General features: G+C 69.9%; 12 protein-coding genes. 11 read left to right on the top strand and 1 reads right to left on the bottom strand.

Going from position 1 to position 14,009, the window contains the following annotated elements; genetic code table 11:
• Window positions 1-181 precede the first annotated feature (181 nt).
• From WMF11_RS08750 to WMF11_RS08710, 9 genes are all read left to right on the top strand, one after another.
• The gene (locus WMF11_RS08750; protein WP_437977142.1) at window positions 182-751 is read left to right on the top strand and encodes a tellurite resistance TerB family protein; all 570 of its coding nucleotides are present in this window, start codon (window positions 182-184) and stop codon (window positions 749-751) included.
• Window positions 752-952: 201 nt separating this feature from the next.
• Window positions 953-2,143, top strand: coding sequence for a thiamine pyrophosphate-dependent dehydrogenase E1 component subunit alpha (locus WMF11_RS08745; protein WP_437977141.1), 1,191 nt, complete (start codon window positions 953-955; stop codon window positions 2,141-2,143).
• A gap of 153 nt (window positions 2,144-2,296) precedes the next feature.
• Window positions 2,297-3,271, top strand: a complete 975-nt coding sequence (locus WMF11_RS08740; protein ID WP_012234205.1) for an alpha-ketoacid dehydrogenase subunit beta — start codon at window positions 2,297-2,299, stop codon at window positions 3,269-3,271.
• Window positions 3,272-3,274: 3 nt separating this feature from the next.
• The gene (locus WMF11_RS08735) at window positions 3,275-4,750 is read left to right on the top strand and encodes a dihydrolipoamide acetyltransferase family protein (protein ID WP_437977140.1); all 1,476 of its coding nucleotides are present in this window, start codon (window positions 3,275-3,277) and stop codon (window positions 4,748-4,750) included.
• A gap of 88 nt (window positions 4,751-4,838) precedes the next feature.
• Window positions 4,839-6,548: an SIR2 family NAD-dependent protein deacylase gene (locus WMF11_RS08730; RefSeq protein WP_437977139.1), complete on the top strand. Its 1,710-nt coding sequence runs from the start codon at window positions 4,839-4,841 to the stop codon at window positions 6,546-6,548.
• A 60-nt stretch (window positions 6,549-6,608) separates the two neighbouring features.
• A complete protein-coding gene (locus WMF11_RS08725) occupies window positions 6,609-7,163 on the top strand; it encodes a hypothetical protein (RefSeq protein WP_437977138.1) in 555 nt (184 codons plus the stop codon).
• Between the two features lie 534 nt (window positions 7,164-7,697).
• Complete coding sequence (locus WMF11_RS08720; protein ID WP_437977137.1) at window positions 7,698-9,086, top strand: RNA polymerase sigma factor; 1,389 nt, start codon at window positions 7,698-7,700, stop codon at window positions 9,084-9,086.
• Complete coding sequence (locus WMF11_RS08715; RefSeq protein WP_437977136.1) at window positions 9,083-10,219, top strand: hypothetical protein; 1,137 nt, start codon at window positions 9,083-9,085, stop codon at window positions 10,217-10,219. The genes WMF11_RS08720 and WMF11_RS08715 overlap by 4 nt, the downstream gene beginning before the upstream one ends.
• 139 nt (window positions 10,220-10,358) lie before the next feature.
• A complete protein-coding gene (locus WMF11_RS08710; protein ID WP_437977135.1) occupies window positions 10,359-11,501 on the top strand; it encodes a hypothetical protein in 1,143 nt (380 codons plus the stop codon).
• Window positions 11,502-11,523: 22 nt separating this feature from the next.
• Here the strand turns inward: WMF11_RS08710 and WMF11_RS08705 are convergent, their stop codons facing one another.
• Window positions 11,524-11,799, bottom strand: coding sequence for a hypothetical protein (locus WMF11_RS08705; RefSeq protein WP_437977134.1), 276 nt, complete (start codon window positions 11,797-11,799; stop codon window positions 11,524-11,526).
• 676 nt (window positions 11,800-12,475) lie between these two features.
• Between WMF11_RS08705 and WMF11_RS08700 the strand changes: the two genes are divergently transcribed.
• A complete protein-coding gene (locus tag WMF11_RS08700) occupies window positions 12,476-13,117 on the top strand; it encodes a hypothetical protein (RefSeq protein ID WP_437977133.1) in 642 nt (213 codons plus the stop codon).
• Entirely contained in the window at window positions 13,114-13,908 is a 795-nt protein-coding gene (locus WMF11_RS08695; protein ID WP_437977132.1) for a hypothetical protein, read from the top strand. The genes WMF11_RS08700 and WMF11_RS08695 overlap by 4 nt, the downstream gene beginning before the upstream one ends.
• Window positions 13,909-14,009 lie beyond the last annotated feature (101 nt).

Raw genomic sequence — 14,009 nt, 5'->3', positions numbered from 1 at the left:
CCGATCTGGGCCCGTCTCCTGTGCGGGTGAGCACCGCTCTGGGACGGGCTCGGCAGACTGGATGGCAGACTGAACGCATTCACCACGGGGACCGCAGCCCTCGGGCTGGCAGACGCAAGCGCCTTGACGCTCCCTGGCGTTTGGCCGAGCGTGTTGGACGGCAGGAGGGTCCAACACCACGATGTCCGCTCCCATCAACAGGCGCCCCGGCGGCATCGCTCCAGGGGCCTCGCGCCTCGGCTCGGAGGCGCCCCGCGTGCGCGTGGCGTCGATCCTGGCCCAGGCCGCGAGGGCCTACAGCGCGCGCCCTCCCATCGAAGACATCACGATGCCCACCGGCTTCGATCCGGCCGCGGTGGCGCTCTTCGAGACGATCATCGAGGCCGCGTTCCTCGTCGCGAACGCCGACGGCCACTTCGACGACGAGGAGCGCGGGCGCTTCCAGGCGATCGTCTCCGGCGCCTGCCAGAACCTCGTCCACGAGAAGCAGATCGAGGCGCTCGTCGCCGATCTCGGCGAGATGCTGGCCGAGGACGGGCTGGAGAAGCGCATCAGCATGGTCGCCCGCACGATCGCGCGGACCGAGCATCAGCGCGAGGTGCTCCGCGTGGCGGCCTCCATGGCGCACGCCTCCGGCGGCGTGAGCGCGCAGGAGCACGGCGTGCTCGAGCAGCTCGCGCGCGGCTTCAAGCTCGACGTGGCCGCCGTCGACGAAGCCCTCGCGCAGGCAGCCGAGCCCGTGAACGTCTAGCGTGGACATCAGCGCCGCCGCGTACGGCGGGAGACGCGCATCAGGGCGCGCGCGGGTTCGAGCTCGCCGCGGCGAGTCAAACCCCGCGCGATCGCTGCGACGAGTCAACGTCACGTCAACGTCACGCGTAAAGCGAATGAGCGTACGCCGCGTCTGGGCACTGGTCTCGGGCAGCGCCTTTGGTTAGTGTCCCGCGAACCGATGAGCACCGCGACGTACTCCACCGACCGCCCGCCGAACGTCTCCGGGGCAAGCCTCGAGCCGCAGGCTGCCGTCGCGCGGCACCCGCTCGATACGTGTGCCGACGACGTGATCAAGGTCCTGCGCGACGACGGCTCGCTCGACCCCGCGCACGATCCGAAGCTCGAGCCATCGGAGGTGATCGCCCTCTACAAGGCCATGATGCGCACGCGCCTGCTCGACGAGCGGCTCGTGGCGCTGCAGCGCCAGGGGCGCATCGGGTTCCACATCGGCTCGCTGGGTGAGGAGGCGACGGTCCTCGGCAGCGTGTCCGCGACGCGGCCCCAGGACTGGGTGTTCCCGTGCTACCGCGAGTTCGGCGCGGCGCTCTGGCGAGGGCTGCCGCTCCAGCGGTACATCGACAACATGTTCGGCAACGCGAACGACACGGTGAAGGGGCGGCAGATGCCGGACCACTACACCTACCGCGAGGGCCACTTCGGCTCGGTGAGCTCGCCCATCGGCACGCAGATCACCCAGGCTGTCGGCTTCGCGTGGGCCGCCAAGCTGAAGCGCGACGAGCTCGTCACGCTGGCCTACTTCGGCGACGGCGCGACGAGCTCGTCGGATTTCCACAGCGGCCTGAACTTCGCTGGCGTGTTCAAGGTGCCGGTCATCTTCCTCTGCCGGAACAACGGCTGGGCGATCAGCGTGCCGACCGAGCGCCAGACGTCGAGCAACACGTTCGCGAGCAAGGGCGTCGCCTACGGCGTCCCCGGGGTGCGGGTCGACGGCAACGACGTGTTCGCCGTCGTGAAGGTGATGCGCGACGCGATCGCGCGCGCCTCGCGCGGCGAGGGCGCGACGCTCATCGAGGCGATGACGTACCGCCTGTCGGGCCATTCGACGAGCGACGACCCGAAGGCGTACCGCCCCGACGCGTGGCTCGACCCGTGGCGCCGGCTCGATCCGATCGCGCGGCTCCGGCGGCACGTCGAGCGCACCCAGGGCTGGACGGAGGCGCAGGATCGCGAGATCGAGGCGGCGGTCGACGCGGAGGTCAAGGCGTGCATCGCGGCCTCGGAGAAGGTCGCGCCGCCGCCGCTCGACTCGATGTTCGAGGACGTCTATGCGGAGCCGCCGTGGCACCTCGTGGAGCAGCGGGAGCAGCTCAAGGCGGGCCCGAGGCCCAAGGGCCACGGCGGCCACTAGGCTGCGCGGACGGCGGCGTCGGCGTGGCGGCTCGCCGGACGGCGGCGCGGCGGGGGTGGCGCCGCTGCCCGCGATCGGCGGGGAGCCTCGGGGGGCCGGGGCGCCGGTGAGGTTGTACCCCCACCTGTTGGCCGAGAGACGGAGACGAAGAGCATGCCTCAGATGAACATGGTCCAGGCGATCAACGACGCGCTACGCCACGAGATGCGGCGGGACGCGCGGGTCGTCGTGCTCGGCGAGGATGTCGGCAAGGTCGGCGGCGTGTTCCGCGTGACCCAGGGCCTGTTCGACGAGTTCGGGGACGACCGGGTCATCGACACGCCGCTCTCGGAGAACGGGATCGTGGGGACGGCCATCGGGATGGCGCTCTACGGGCTCGTGCCGATCCCGGAGATCCAGTTCGCCGATTTCATCTATCCCGCGTACGACCAGATCGTGTCCGAGCTGGCGAAGTACCGCTACCGCTCGGGGGGCGAGTACCCGTCCAAGCTGGTCATCCGGACGCCGTTCGGCGGCGGCATCCGCGGCGGGCACTACCACTCGCAGTCGCCCGAGGCGCAGTTCATCCACGTGGCGGGCCTGAAGGTCGTGTGCCCGTCGAACCCGGCCGACGCGAAGGGGCTCTTGCTCTCGTCGATCCGGGATCCGGATCCGGTGCTGTTCTTCGAGCCGAAGCGCATCTACCGCGCCGCGAAGGGCGACGTCCCCGAGGGCGAGTACACGGTCCCGCTCGGCCAGGCGAAGGTGGTCCGGCCGGGCTGGCACGTGACGCTCGTGGTCTGGGGCGCGATGCTCTACGAGGCGCTCGACGCGGCGAACCAGGCGGCCGCCCAGGGCGTCGAGTGCGAGGTGATCGACCTGCGCACGCTGTGGCCGCTCGACATCGACACGGTGATCGAGTCGGTGAAGCGGACGGGCCGGTTCATCGTCGTGCACGAGGCGCCGAAGACCTGCGGCCTCGGGGGCGAGCTCGTCGCGCTGGTCAACGAGAAGGCGTTCCTCCACCTGGAGGCGCCCCCGGTCCGGGTCACGGGCTTCGACACCCCGTTCCCGTACACCCTCGAGAACGAGTATCTCCCTCTGTCCCATCGTATCCTTCCGGCGATCCTGGAGACGGCGAGGTACTGACGCATGGGCAAGTACGAGTTCAGGCTTCCGGACATCGGCGAGGGCGTCACCGAGGGCGAGATCGTGACCTGGCTGGTGTCGCCGGGCGACATGGTCGCCGAGGACCAGCCGATGGTCGAGGTGATGACCGACAAGGCGACGGTGACGATCACGTCGCCGCGCACGGGCCGGATCGTGGAGACGCGGGGCAAGGTGGGCGGGGTCGTCCCGGTCCACTCGGTGCTCGTCGTGTTCGACCTCGACGACCGACCTGAGGCGGCGGCGGCGCCGCCCGCGTCGGGGGCGGGGGTGCGACAGGCGGCCGCGAAGGCTGGGGCTGCGGAGCCACCCGCGAAGGCTGGGGCCGCGGAGCCCGCGGCGACGGCGGTCGGCGACATCCGGGAGGACCTCCCGGGGATGAACCTGGTGGCGCCGGCGCGGTCGGCGTGGGCGAACGGCAGCATCGGCGCGGGGGGGCGTGCAGCGGCCTACTTCAACGAGAAGCCGCTCGCGACGCCCGCGACCCGCAAGCTGGCGCGCGACCTCGGGGTCGACCTGCGGCGCGTGCCGCCGACCGGCCCGGCGGGCCGCGTGACGAAGGACGACGTGCGGGCGCTCGAGGCGCCCGAGGACGCGGCCCCGGCGCTGCCCGATGCGGCGCCCAGGCGGGCGGCCCCGGCGCTGCTCGAGGCGGCGCCGAGGCCGGCGGCGGCGGGGCCCGGCCAGCTGGACGACGAGCCGGGGCACGGGGCGGCGCGGCCCGAGGGGGAGCGCGGCCGGGGGTTGCCGTCGGGGCCGGGCGACGAGCGCATCCCGCTGCGGGGGGTGCGCAAGCGGATCTTCGAGGCGATGTCGCGGTCGAAGCACACGGCGGCGCACTTCACCTTCGTCGAGGAGTGCGACGTCTCCGCGCTGAAGGAGCGCCGCGCGCGCCTGCGCCCGCTGGCCGAGAAGGCGGACGTGAAGCTGACCTTCCTGCCCTTCTTCGTGAAGGCCGTCGTCGCGGCGCTCAAGAAGCACCCGATGTTGAACAGCGCGTTCGACGAGGCGACGCAGGAGATCGTCGTCAAGAAGAGCTATCATATCGGCATCGCGTCCGCGACCGAGGCGGGGCTCATCGTGCCTGTCGTGCGCGACGCGGATCGGCGGAGCGTGCTGGAGATCGCGCAGGAGATCGCGCGGCTCGGCGAGGACACGAAGTCGGGGCGGGTGAAGCCGGAGGATCTCGGTGGATCGACGTTCACGATCACGTCGCTCGGCCAGCAAGGGGGGTTGTTCGCGACGCCGATACTGAACTTCCCCGAGGTCGCGATCCTGGGGATCCACCAGATGAAGCAGAAGCCGGTGGTGCGCGACGGGCAGATCGTGATCGGCGAGGTGATGCTGGTGTCGCTGTCGTTCGACCACCGGATCATCGATGGGCACGTGGGGGCGGCGTTCGCCTACGAGATCATCGGGTACCTGGAGGATCCGGATCGGCTGTTCCTGGAGATGAGCTGAGCCGCTGATGTGCGCGGCAGCGGCCGCGCGCGGCAGCGATGCGCCCACCGCTTGTCGCGCGGGGCCGGAACCGGCAACATCGCGCGCCGTGATCGCGATTCCCAAGACGCTCGAGGACGCGCTGCGCGACAGGTTCGTCGTGCCCTTCGTCGGCGCCGGCGTGTCCATGGCCGCGCTGGACCGGAACGGGAAGCGGATGTTCCCCAGCTGGGGAGACCTGCTCCTTGGAGCAGCCGCGCGCCTCCGCGAGGACGGCAAGCGGCCCGAGGCCAACGTCGTGGAAGGGCTGCTGGAGAAGCGGGCGCCCGACTACTTCGAGGCGGCCCGGTACGCGCGCGAGGGCATGGGGGCGGGCTGGTACCGCTACCTCCGCCAGGTGCTGGATCCGCCGGGCAATCGCATCGATACTGGATCACTGTCGCTCGCGCGTGCCGTCTGGCAGCTGCCGAGCAGGCTGGTGATCACGACCAACTATGACCAGATCCTCCGTTACGCTCTCGACGATCCCAACGATCTCGTGCAGATCAGCGTCGACGCAACGGCGGAGCTGTCCGCCATGCTGCGCGACGAGATCGATCGCCCGACGGTCTGGCACCTGCACGGCTTCATCCAGCAGCCGCAGCGGCTGATCCTGACGCCGGACGGCTACCGCGAGCTGTACCCGAGCCAGGAGGACGAGGTGCGCTACCGCGGCGCGCTCCAGGCGCTGCGCCACCTGCTCGCGGCGCGCACCTTCCTGTTCGTCGGCTTCAGCCTCGACGACGCGATGTTCGGCAACCAGATCGCGTGGGTCCACGAGGCCTTCGGCGGCGCCGCGGGGCCGCACTACATGCTCGTTCGGGCGCGCGAGCTGCGCGACACCCAGCGGCGCCTGAAGGACCTGAGCTGCATCGAGTTCCTGACGTTCGAGGAGTTCGGTGATCCCCTGGTGGCGCTGGTCAACGCGCTCGGTTCCGCCGGGAACCGGGAGCCCACCACGCCGCCGCCGCTCATGGCGGGCGCCCCCCGGCCCACCGCGCGCCTCGAGGTGGCAGCCGCCCCGTCCCCCGCCCCCGCTGGGCCCCTCGCATTCCTCGCCGACGAGGTCGAGGTGATGGTCCCTCCCGTCACCCGGGTCGCACACCGCGGGCTCCTCCCTGAGGCGGCGCCCGCCCCGCCCGCCGCCGCCGCCGCGACGCCTCGAAGTCTCGAGACGACCGCGGGGGACGGCGGCATGGATATGGCGCTCGTGAGGCAGAGCTATCGGCTCGTCCACCAGTATCAGCGCCGCGTCTTCGATCGGCTGGCAGAACTGTCCGACGCGCTCGCGGGCATCGGGCTCGCGTTCGAGCGCTGGGATCCGTCCCTGTTCTCGCGTCACCCGAAATCGACCACCGAGTTCTTTCGCCGCAAGTACTGGGCCTGGGATTTCCTGCCTGCGTATCGCCTCCAGCTCGTCTGGCAGTCATCGACCAGCACCTCGCGGAGCGTGGTCGTCGACGTGGTGTCGGACACGGGCTTCACGCGCAGCGGAGGTGATGAGCCGGATCCGACGCGCTTCGGCGGCGCGCGCGCGGCGGGCTCCGAGCTGCAGATCAGCCTGATGCGCTCCTCCGTTCGGAACCTGCCGTGGAACCAGATCTGGTCGTCCTTGAGCGAACAGGAGGACACCATCTACGACGGAAACGATCACGATCTCGACGCCGGTGGGCGCCCGTGCACCTACCGCTATCTCCGCGTCGATCTCGGCGCCGCGCTGGACAAGGAGGCGTTCAGCGAGCGCGTCATCGCGCCTGTCAGCGCCTGGCTCAATCGCTGACCGAGATCCTCGGACGAGCGCGCCCCGCGCGAGCGCGGGGCGGCAGGAGGCTGAGTCGATATGTTGTTCGGGGATCGGCAGGACTTCGCCATCGAAGCGGACGTGGAGCCCAACCTGGAGCCCCCGAGCGCAGTGTGGGGACGCATGTGCATCTGGTGCCGCGGGGTGGCCCTCGGAGACCTCGGGGAGTCGCACTGCGCGCTGTACCCGGCTTACCGCTCCTTTCGCTGGCTGCCCTCCAACCTCGACCGCCTGTGGTCCGAGAAGCTGACCGGGCTGGACGACATCGCTGCCTGGAACTTCCTCGACGGGCTATTGTATGGCCATCCTGGAGACGTCGAAGTGCCCGATACCCGAACGGCCGAGGAGCGCCGCCGGGACTGGACGTTCTGGAGCGCCCACGATTTCCTGACCAACTGGGGCGAGCAGTTCGCCGGGTGCAAAGCATTCGTCCTCTGTCCGCCCGGCGGCTCGGTTCGCATCCTCTCTCGCGAGCTACCCGAGCACATGGGCCGCGGCGTGGAGGTGTCGCGAGCCGGGCTCGTTGCAGCCGCCGAGGGGTTCGCACGCTGGTTCGAGCAACAGGCGCGGCGTCTGGAAGGCGGTCGGGTCTAACGCATGCGCATGCCAGAAAGGTAGCGCCGGCCCGCGACAGTCGCGCCGCGTCTCGGCGGGGTATCCCGGCGCTCGACCCAGCGCGACAGCGGGCTGCGATGCGAGCGCCCCGGAGGTGACGTGGACCGGGACGCCGCAGGCCACCAGAGGATAGGCGGCGCGCCGTTGGGCGAAGCGCCGGACACCGCCGCGCCCGGCGCTCCCCCGGGCGGTGCGGCACCGGGCGATGAGGGCGCCGTCAGGCCGGGCGGGCCAGCGTCCTGGGGCGCCGCGCCGGCGTCGCTCGATGATGCCGTGCGACCACCGCGGCCCTTGTAGAGCGACGGCGCGATCGTGTCGGCATCCCGCTCGTTCCAGCGGAGAGAGGCGATCGCCCGGCGTGTCTGATCGTAGGCGTGCACGAGCAGCGCGATGCTCAGCGGATCGCAGGCGGCTGCAGGCACGGTGGCCAGGCGCGTCACCGCCGTCGCCGCCCCACGCACCGAGCCGTGCATTTTCTCAAACGGAACCGGAAATCCCGCCGCAATTCTGGATATGAGCACCCTTCTCTCGCCCGCCGACGACACCCCCCGCAACGCGACATGGAATTCCGTTCACGCTGCCGCACTGCACGTCCTCCCCAGTACGCTCCGGCTCCTGGGGGTCGCCGAGCCCGATATCGACGACCTGTCCCAGGAGATCTTGCTCGCAGCGTACGAGAGCCTGGATCGGTTCGATCCCGCCTACCCCGCCTCCACCTCGTCGCCGCTGGACGAGGCCGACTCCGCGGGTGATCCGCCGCAGCGGGATGGCAGGCGCCAGCAAGGCGCCGAGGCCCGGTGGGTGTTCGGGATCGCCTGGCGGAAGGTCAGCCGCTACCTGGACCGCGCTTACCGCCGCCGCGAGGTGCCGACGGGCTTGCACCCCACGCCGCACGGCCAGGCCGTCGATCCCGCGCCGAGCAGCGAGCAGCGCATCGCTGACCGAGAGCGGCTGGAGCTCGCGATCTCGGTGCTCGGAACGATCGCCCCGGAGAGGCGGATCCTCCTCGTCCTGCACGAGGCGTTCGATGTGCCGATCGTGGAGATCGCGCGCGAGCTCGGCATCAACTACAACACCGCCTGCAACCGGCTGCGCCTCGCCCGCGAGGACTACCGCGCCGCCGTCGCGCGGTTGCGCCCGGAGCAGCGACAGGCGCTGCGCGCGTGCTGGCTCCTGTTCCCGCTGGCGTCCAGCTCCCTCGCACACGAGGACGGCACGGGCGCCTCGACGTCGCCGGGCGCACCGCCGACGCCGTCTCAGACCGCTCTGTCTGTGCTGCCTGCTTCTCTGGCTGCAGCGCCGACCACCCCGCCGCTTGCTCCACCCATACCGCCTGCGTCCCTGCCGCCTGCGCCTCCTCCGCCTGTGCCTCCGGCGCCGCTGCCGGGGACGCCGGCGGCCCCGAGCCAGCGGCGGATGCTCGCCCGTGTCGGCCTTGCCCTCGGCTCGACCGCGGCGGGCGTCGCCGGCACGATCGCCGTGCAGGTCGCCATCGCGTCACCGCCGGCCCAGTGGGCTCGCCGTTTCGGGGCGCTGCTGCCCGAGCTGCCGCCCGTGAGCGCCGCCTGCCTTGCAGCGACCCCGCCGCTGCAGGCGCTGGAGCCGGGGCCCGTCGCTCCCGCGCCCGAGGCACCCCACCGGCCGTGCCCTGCTGCTCCGCGGGCGGCGCCACGGGCCAGCGAGCGCGATGACACGTTCGCGGAGGAGCTGCGGCTGCTCACCGCGGCGCGAGAACGCCTCACCGCCGGTGACCCCGCCGGGGCGCTCCGGCAGATCGCCGTGCACGAGCAGCGGTTCCCCGGGGGCCAGCTGAAGAACGTGCGGGAGCGGCTCCGCACGATCGCCCGGGCGCGCCTCTCTCCTCCGGAGCAGCGTGCGCCGGGAGGAGCGCAGTCGCGATGAGCAGCGCCTGGGCCAGACACGGGCTCGGCGCGCGCCAGGCCCGGCGCGCTATCGGATCGATCCGGAACGCAGGGCGCCCGGCGCGCGCCGCCGTGGCGGCGGCCACGGCCGCCTGGGTCCTGCTGTGCGTCGCGGCGGCGCGCGCCGCGCCGGATCTGCCGCGGGCCGCGATGCGGCTGGAGGTGTTGCGGGGCCCCGGCGCCGAAGCCTGCCCCGACGCGGCGCTCCTGCGCGCGGAGGTGACACGCGGGCTCGGCGCCGATCCGTTCCAGGACGACGCGCCGCGGGTGCTCACGGTCACCATCGCGCAGGCGGGGCCGGAGCTCACGGCCTCGATGGCCCTGCGCGAGAGCGAGAACGCGGACGAGACAACCTGGGCCGAGGGGTTCAGCACCCGGCGCGGCTGCGAGGCGCTGCTCTCCGGCGCAGCCCTCGCGATCGTGGCGCAGATCCTGAACGCGCCGGAGCGGGCGTCACCGCCCTCCGAAGCCTCACCGCCGCCCGAGCCCTCAGCACCGCCTTCGCCGCCACTTCCGCAGACGCGCCGGGCCGCGCCCGAGCCAGTGCGCCGGACCGACCATCCGAAGGCACCAACACCGCCAGAGGCAGCCCCATCCCCGTCGGAGCCGCTGCGGCTCGAAGCGGGGCTCGGCGCGACCCTGGGCCTGGGGATCACGCCGGGGGCCGCAGCTGGCATCACGTTGTCCTTCGGCGTTCGCCGGCCCGCCTGGTCGATCGCGGTGGAGGGGCGAGGGCTCGTCTCCCTGGGAGAGGAGGTGAAAGACATGATCATCAGCACGAGAGCCCTCACGTCGGCTGGTGTGGGCTGTCTGCGCGGCAGCCATCTGTTCGGCTGCGGGGTCGCGACCGTCGGCTTCGTCCGGTTCGTACCCGGGCATCCGTGGGACATGACGGTACGCGACGACGCGCTGTTCAGCGTTGGAGCGCGGCTCGGCAGCGCCTGGGCCCTCTCGGACAGGTGGAGCGCGCATGGATACGCCGAGGCCAACGCGATCGTTGCGGAGGCGGTGATCCGGCGCCGTAGCCAGCGGCGCGAGACAGCTGGATCCATCACATGGTCCTCACCTCCGGTCGGCGCGGCGCTCGGACTCGGTGTCACGGCGACGTACTGAACGATTTCGTGGAGGCCCCGGCTTTCTTCGCCATCGAGATAAGAATTTTCAGAAGGAATCCTCAATGCTCAGTGCAATCGACTGTCTCGTGAAGGCTGCCCATTGTGAGCGCGGGCCATCTCTACGTATCTTGTCCGGCATGCGAACCCCCTTCCTCCTGCTCGTGGGCTCTCTGTTCTTGCCTGGCTGTCCCGGAGATCCGACCGTGATCGGTCCCTGTCAGCCGCAGGAGTACGGCAATCCAGGTTGCCCGTGGCCCGAGGAAGGCGGCGGCGGGGCTGGCGGCGAAGGTGGGGGCGGCGGGGCCGGCGGCAGCGGCGGGACCGGCGGCGGCGACGAGACCGCCTGCGCCGGCGATTGCGTCCCACCGGCGCCGCTCGGCTGGTTCGGCCCGGCGCTCCTCTGGTACGGCCCGCGGGACCAGGTGCCGGACTGCCCCGCCGCCGCGCCGAACGTCGGCTACGAGGGGTTCGCCGACCTGGCGCCCGCGCCGCTCGCCTGCGCGTCCTGCCTGTGCGATCCGCCGGAGGCGGCCGCAGCCTCGTGCCAGCTCCCGCTGGGCTGGTCGGCGCACACCTCGACGACGTGTTCCGGCGACCCCGGCAGCGTCGAGACCACCTTCGCGGCGCCCGGCGGCTGGGACGGCGCCTGCGACGCCGCGACCGCGATCCCCGCGGGCCAGGACTGCGGCGGGCAGCCGTGTGTGCAGTCGATCTCGATCGACGCGCCTGCCGTGCTGGTCACCGCCACCGCCGCCTGCACGCCGAGGGTCGATGAGCCCCCGCCGTCGGCGCTCCTCGATCCCTGGCTGACCCGGGCGCTCGCCTGCGTGCCCGGCGCCTACACCGAGTGCCTGGGCGACCGGAGCACCTGCATGCCGTCGCCGGAGCAGCCCGGAGTCCCGCCGCCCGGCGGCTTCCTGACATGCATCTTCCACGAGGGCGATGTGACGTGCGAAGAGCCCTACCTGGACAGGCATGTCTTCTACGGCGGCGCCGATGACACGCGCGGCTGCTCCGAGTGCGGCTGCGGGGAGCCGGAGGGCGCGTCGTGCACCATCATGGCCTCGGTCTACAGCGACGGGGCGTGCACGCAGACGCTCGTTTCGGCCGTCGTGAGCTCGACGACCCCGTTCTGCGGGGTCACCCCGCCAGGCGTCGCCCTCGGCAGCAAGTCGGCGAAGGTCGTCGACGTCGATCCCGGCGGCTGTGCCCCGAGCGGCGGCGAGCCGATCGGCGAATTGCTGCCGGCCGAGCCGTCGACCTTCTGCTGCCAGGCATAGGGTCCGCGAGAAGGACAGGCGCTCACCGCCTCACGCTTGGCAGCAGTTCACCTGCTCCGAGCTCTCCGCGGTCCTCGCTGCGGAGGGCCGCGACCCGGGCGCCAGCGCGCGGCCCCGAGCCGACCATCGGCCCGACCAGCTCACGCACCCAGAACGCCATGATCGACCCCGCGAGCGTGCCGCGTCCCTCGGCCCGAAGCCGCTTCATGGCCGCGTAGGCCCGGACGTCCGAGGGGCGGATGCGCGGCAGGGAATGGGTGCGCTGCCAGCAAGCGTTCGCGGCGTGGACCGCGCGCATCGTTCTGGCCCTTGTCGATCCCCTGCAAGCGAAGCGAGATCGTCCGCGACCGACCGCGCGTGTCATCGCTTGCTCGCGACGCCCTGGACATTGCGCATGCCTCGGCGAGCTCGACGCGCTCGCTCGCGACGCCCGGGCGCGACCATGCGCACGAATACATCAAAGAACGACGGCTTTTCCTGTATCCTCGTGCCTGGTTCTCGAGGCAAACGTGAACCACCACCAGATACCCCTGAGAGCAAGAACCCATGACCGCAGCACTTCATCGTTCAAGGACGATCCGTCCCAGCCTCGCCCAGTTCATTTCCGCGACAGTACTATCCCAAGCAGGATGCACGATCTTCGACGAAAGGCCGAAACCGACGTGCATGGATCCATCCCCTGAGTGCGTGGCACTGTGTGTACAGGGGCCCGGATTCCCTCAACCAATCTACTGCGGGAGAACGACACCACGACAGAACCAATTCCTGGACATCCTGGGCACAAAGAGCTGCGACGAATGGCGCGAGTCACTTCCCCCCAGCAGCGACCCCAGTCTGACCATCACCCCTCAAATGGTTGGAATAACGCCAACCAAGAAGGACCCCTGCTACTACTAGATCACATTACCCTGGAGACCCATTTCACCACACCAACCACCTCCCAGGCGATCATTGTCGCCCGCGACATTCAACAGATGGGAACCTCACCGACGCCGACAACCTGGATTAGACTGGGATCCATCGCGCTCGCCGCGCTCGCGGCGGGATACATTCTGGGGAGAATCTCGGCAGATAGCGACAACCGACCTCCCCCGCACCAGGACGTCGCCAGCAAGGACGATCCCGAGCTTCGGTCGACTCTGAGCGCCACTCAGAAACGCTTGGCCAGCTGTGAAAAGACCCTCCAGCGTCGCGATCACCATCTTCAGACCAGAGAGGGAAAGCCCCACACCAACGAAGACAAGCCCACTCCTTCACCGGAGCCAGAGCTTCCGAAGCAATGCATCATCTCATCGGCGGCGACGCAGGTACACACACTGTCCGCCAACTGCACGAACTTCAGGAGACATTTCGACGCATACAAGGCAATACTCGGCAGCAGCACAATTGACTGCGAATCCGTCTTGAGCATTCGAGACCTGGCCCGGAACCAGCACTCGATCTGCGCCGCCATCGCAAAAACCTTCGAGGATGGGTCACACTCAGATCTCATGAGCGATATTCGGGGCATCGACGCAATGGAGAATTCCCATATGCTCAGAAACGAATACGGCGACATCGACATCAATGATCTTGTAAAAAACCCGGAGTGCATAGCCCGCATTCAGGCCGAATGAATCGAACACATTTCACGCCGCCGTTCAACTTGCGGGAGGCATCGGCCCGCCGTTCGAGCAGGCCAGGGCAGCCATTCCTGCGCGCGCTATCAGGGCTTGCAGTGTTCTCCCTCGCCGCTCTGGCATCAGCGCAAGAGCCACGGCCCCCAGAGAAATTCCATTGGGGCGGCCTCTACCTCAACGGTGTCGTTCAGACGAAGCTCCCCCATCTGGCGAGGCTCGGAGCCACCTATGGCGGCGGAACGGCTCCGGGGGCCGTCCATACGGTCATGGTGAGCTTCGGGCAGACCGGGAGTCCTACCCAGGAGCTCAACATCGGGTATTTCATAGGCGTTGGAGTGGGCAAGGAGAACATGTCGACGATCGAAGACAAGCAACTGGGGATCCATGCCACGTTCGAAGCCGGACCGTTCCGGGCGAGCGCGACCACGAGCCTGCAACTCTACAAATTGATTGGAGCCGTTCTTCCCATGTTCACCACGACCTTGAGGCCGCAGGGGACCCTTGTCCGGACCGCGCACGTCGATCTCTTCCTCGGCGGGGACGTGTATTCGCTCAACCTTGACTTCCAGATCGGCATCACGTGCGGATTACGATTCCGGGACATAAGAATCTTCGATCGAAGCATGGATGGGCTCCTGTCGATATCGGAGATGAATGCTTGGACCAGCGTTCCAACGCATGGAACCATCTGGGCGGCCTACGTCGAGTCGCGCCTCGGGATTGTGGTCGACCTGGAGTCCGACAAGGAAGAAAAACGCGATCGAGTTCGCGAGTATGGGCAGCTCTGATCGGTCGCCGCAGGGACGCCGCTCGCCTCGTTGCTCTCGCTCAGGCTGATTGCGATGCAGGTGAGAACCGGTTCACCAGCGCGTCCCACCGGCGCCGCTCG

The organism is Sorangium sp. So ce295 (genome assembly GCF_051527405.1).
Taxonomy (GTDB): domain Bacteria; phylum Myxococcota_A; class Polyangia; order Polyangiales; family Polyangiaceae; genus Sorangium; species Sorangium cellulosum_B.
The sequence above is the reverse complement of the archived record's forward strand: the minus strand, read 5'-3'. Positions and strand labels throughout refer to the sequence as shown.

Bases quoted from the DNA above. Each gene is read 5' to 3' on its own strand.
- WMF11_RS08745 (WP_437977141.1), top strand. From the start codon at position 953: ATGAGCACCGCGACGTACTCCACCGACCGCCCGCCGAACGTCTCCGGG.
- WMF11_RS08705 (WP_437977134.1), bottom strand. From the start codon at position 11,799: ATGCGCGCGGTCCACGCCGCGAACGCTTGCTGGCAGCGCACCCATTCC.
- WMF11_RS08725 (WP_437977138.1), top strand. From the start codon at position 6,609: ATGTTGTTCGGGGATCGGCAGGACTTCGCCATCGAAGCGGACGTGGAG.
- WMF11_RS08695 (WP_437977132.1), top strand. From the start codon at position 13,114: ATGAATCGAACACATTTCACGCCGCCGTTCAACTTGCGGGAGGCATCG.
- WMF11_RS08715 (WP_437977136.1), top strand. From the start codon at position 9,083: ATGAGCAGCGCCTGGGCCAGACACGGGCTCGGCGCGCGCCAGGCCCGG.
- WMF11_RS08735 (WP_437977140.1), top strand. From the start codon at position 3,275: ATGGGCAAGTACGAGTTCAGGCTTCCGGACATCGGCGAGGGCGTCACC.
- WMF11_RS08740 (WP_012234205.1), top strand. From the start codon at position 2,297: ATGCCTCAGATGAACATGGTCCAGGCGATCAACGACGCGCTACGCCAC.
- WMF11_RS08750 (WP_437977142.1), top strand. From the start codon at position 182: ATGTCCGCTCCCATCAACAGGCGCCCCGGCGGCATCGCTCCAGGGGCC.
- WMF11_RS08700 (WP_437977133.1), top strand. From the start codon at position 12,476: ATGGGAACCTCACCGACGCCGACAACCTGGATTAGACTGGGATCCATC.
- WMF11_RS08720 (WP_437977137.1), top strand. From the start codon at position 7,698: ATGAGCACCCTTCTCTCGCCCGCCGACGACACCCCCCGCAACGCGACA.
- WMF11_RS08710 (WP_437977135.1), top strand. From the start codon at position 10,359: ATGCGAACCCCCTTCCTCCTGCTCGTGGGCTCTCTGTTCTTGCCTGGC.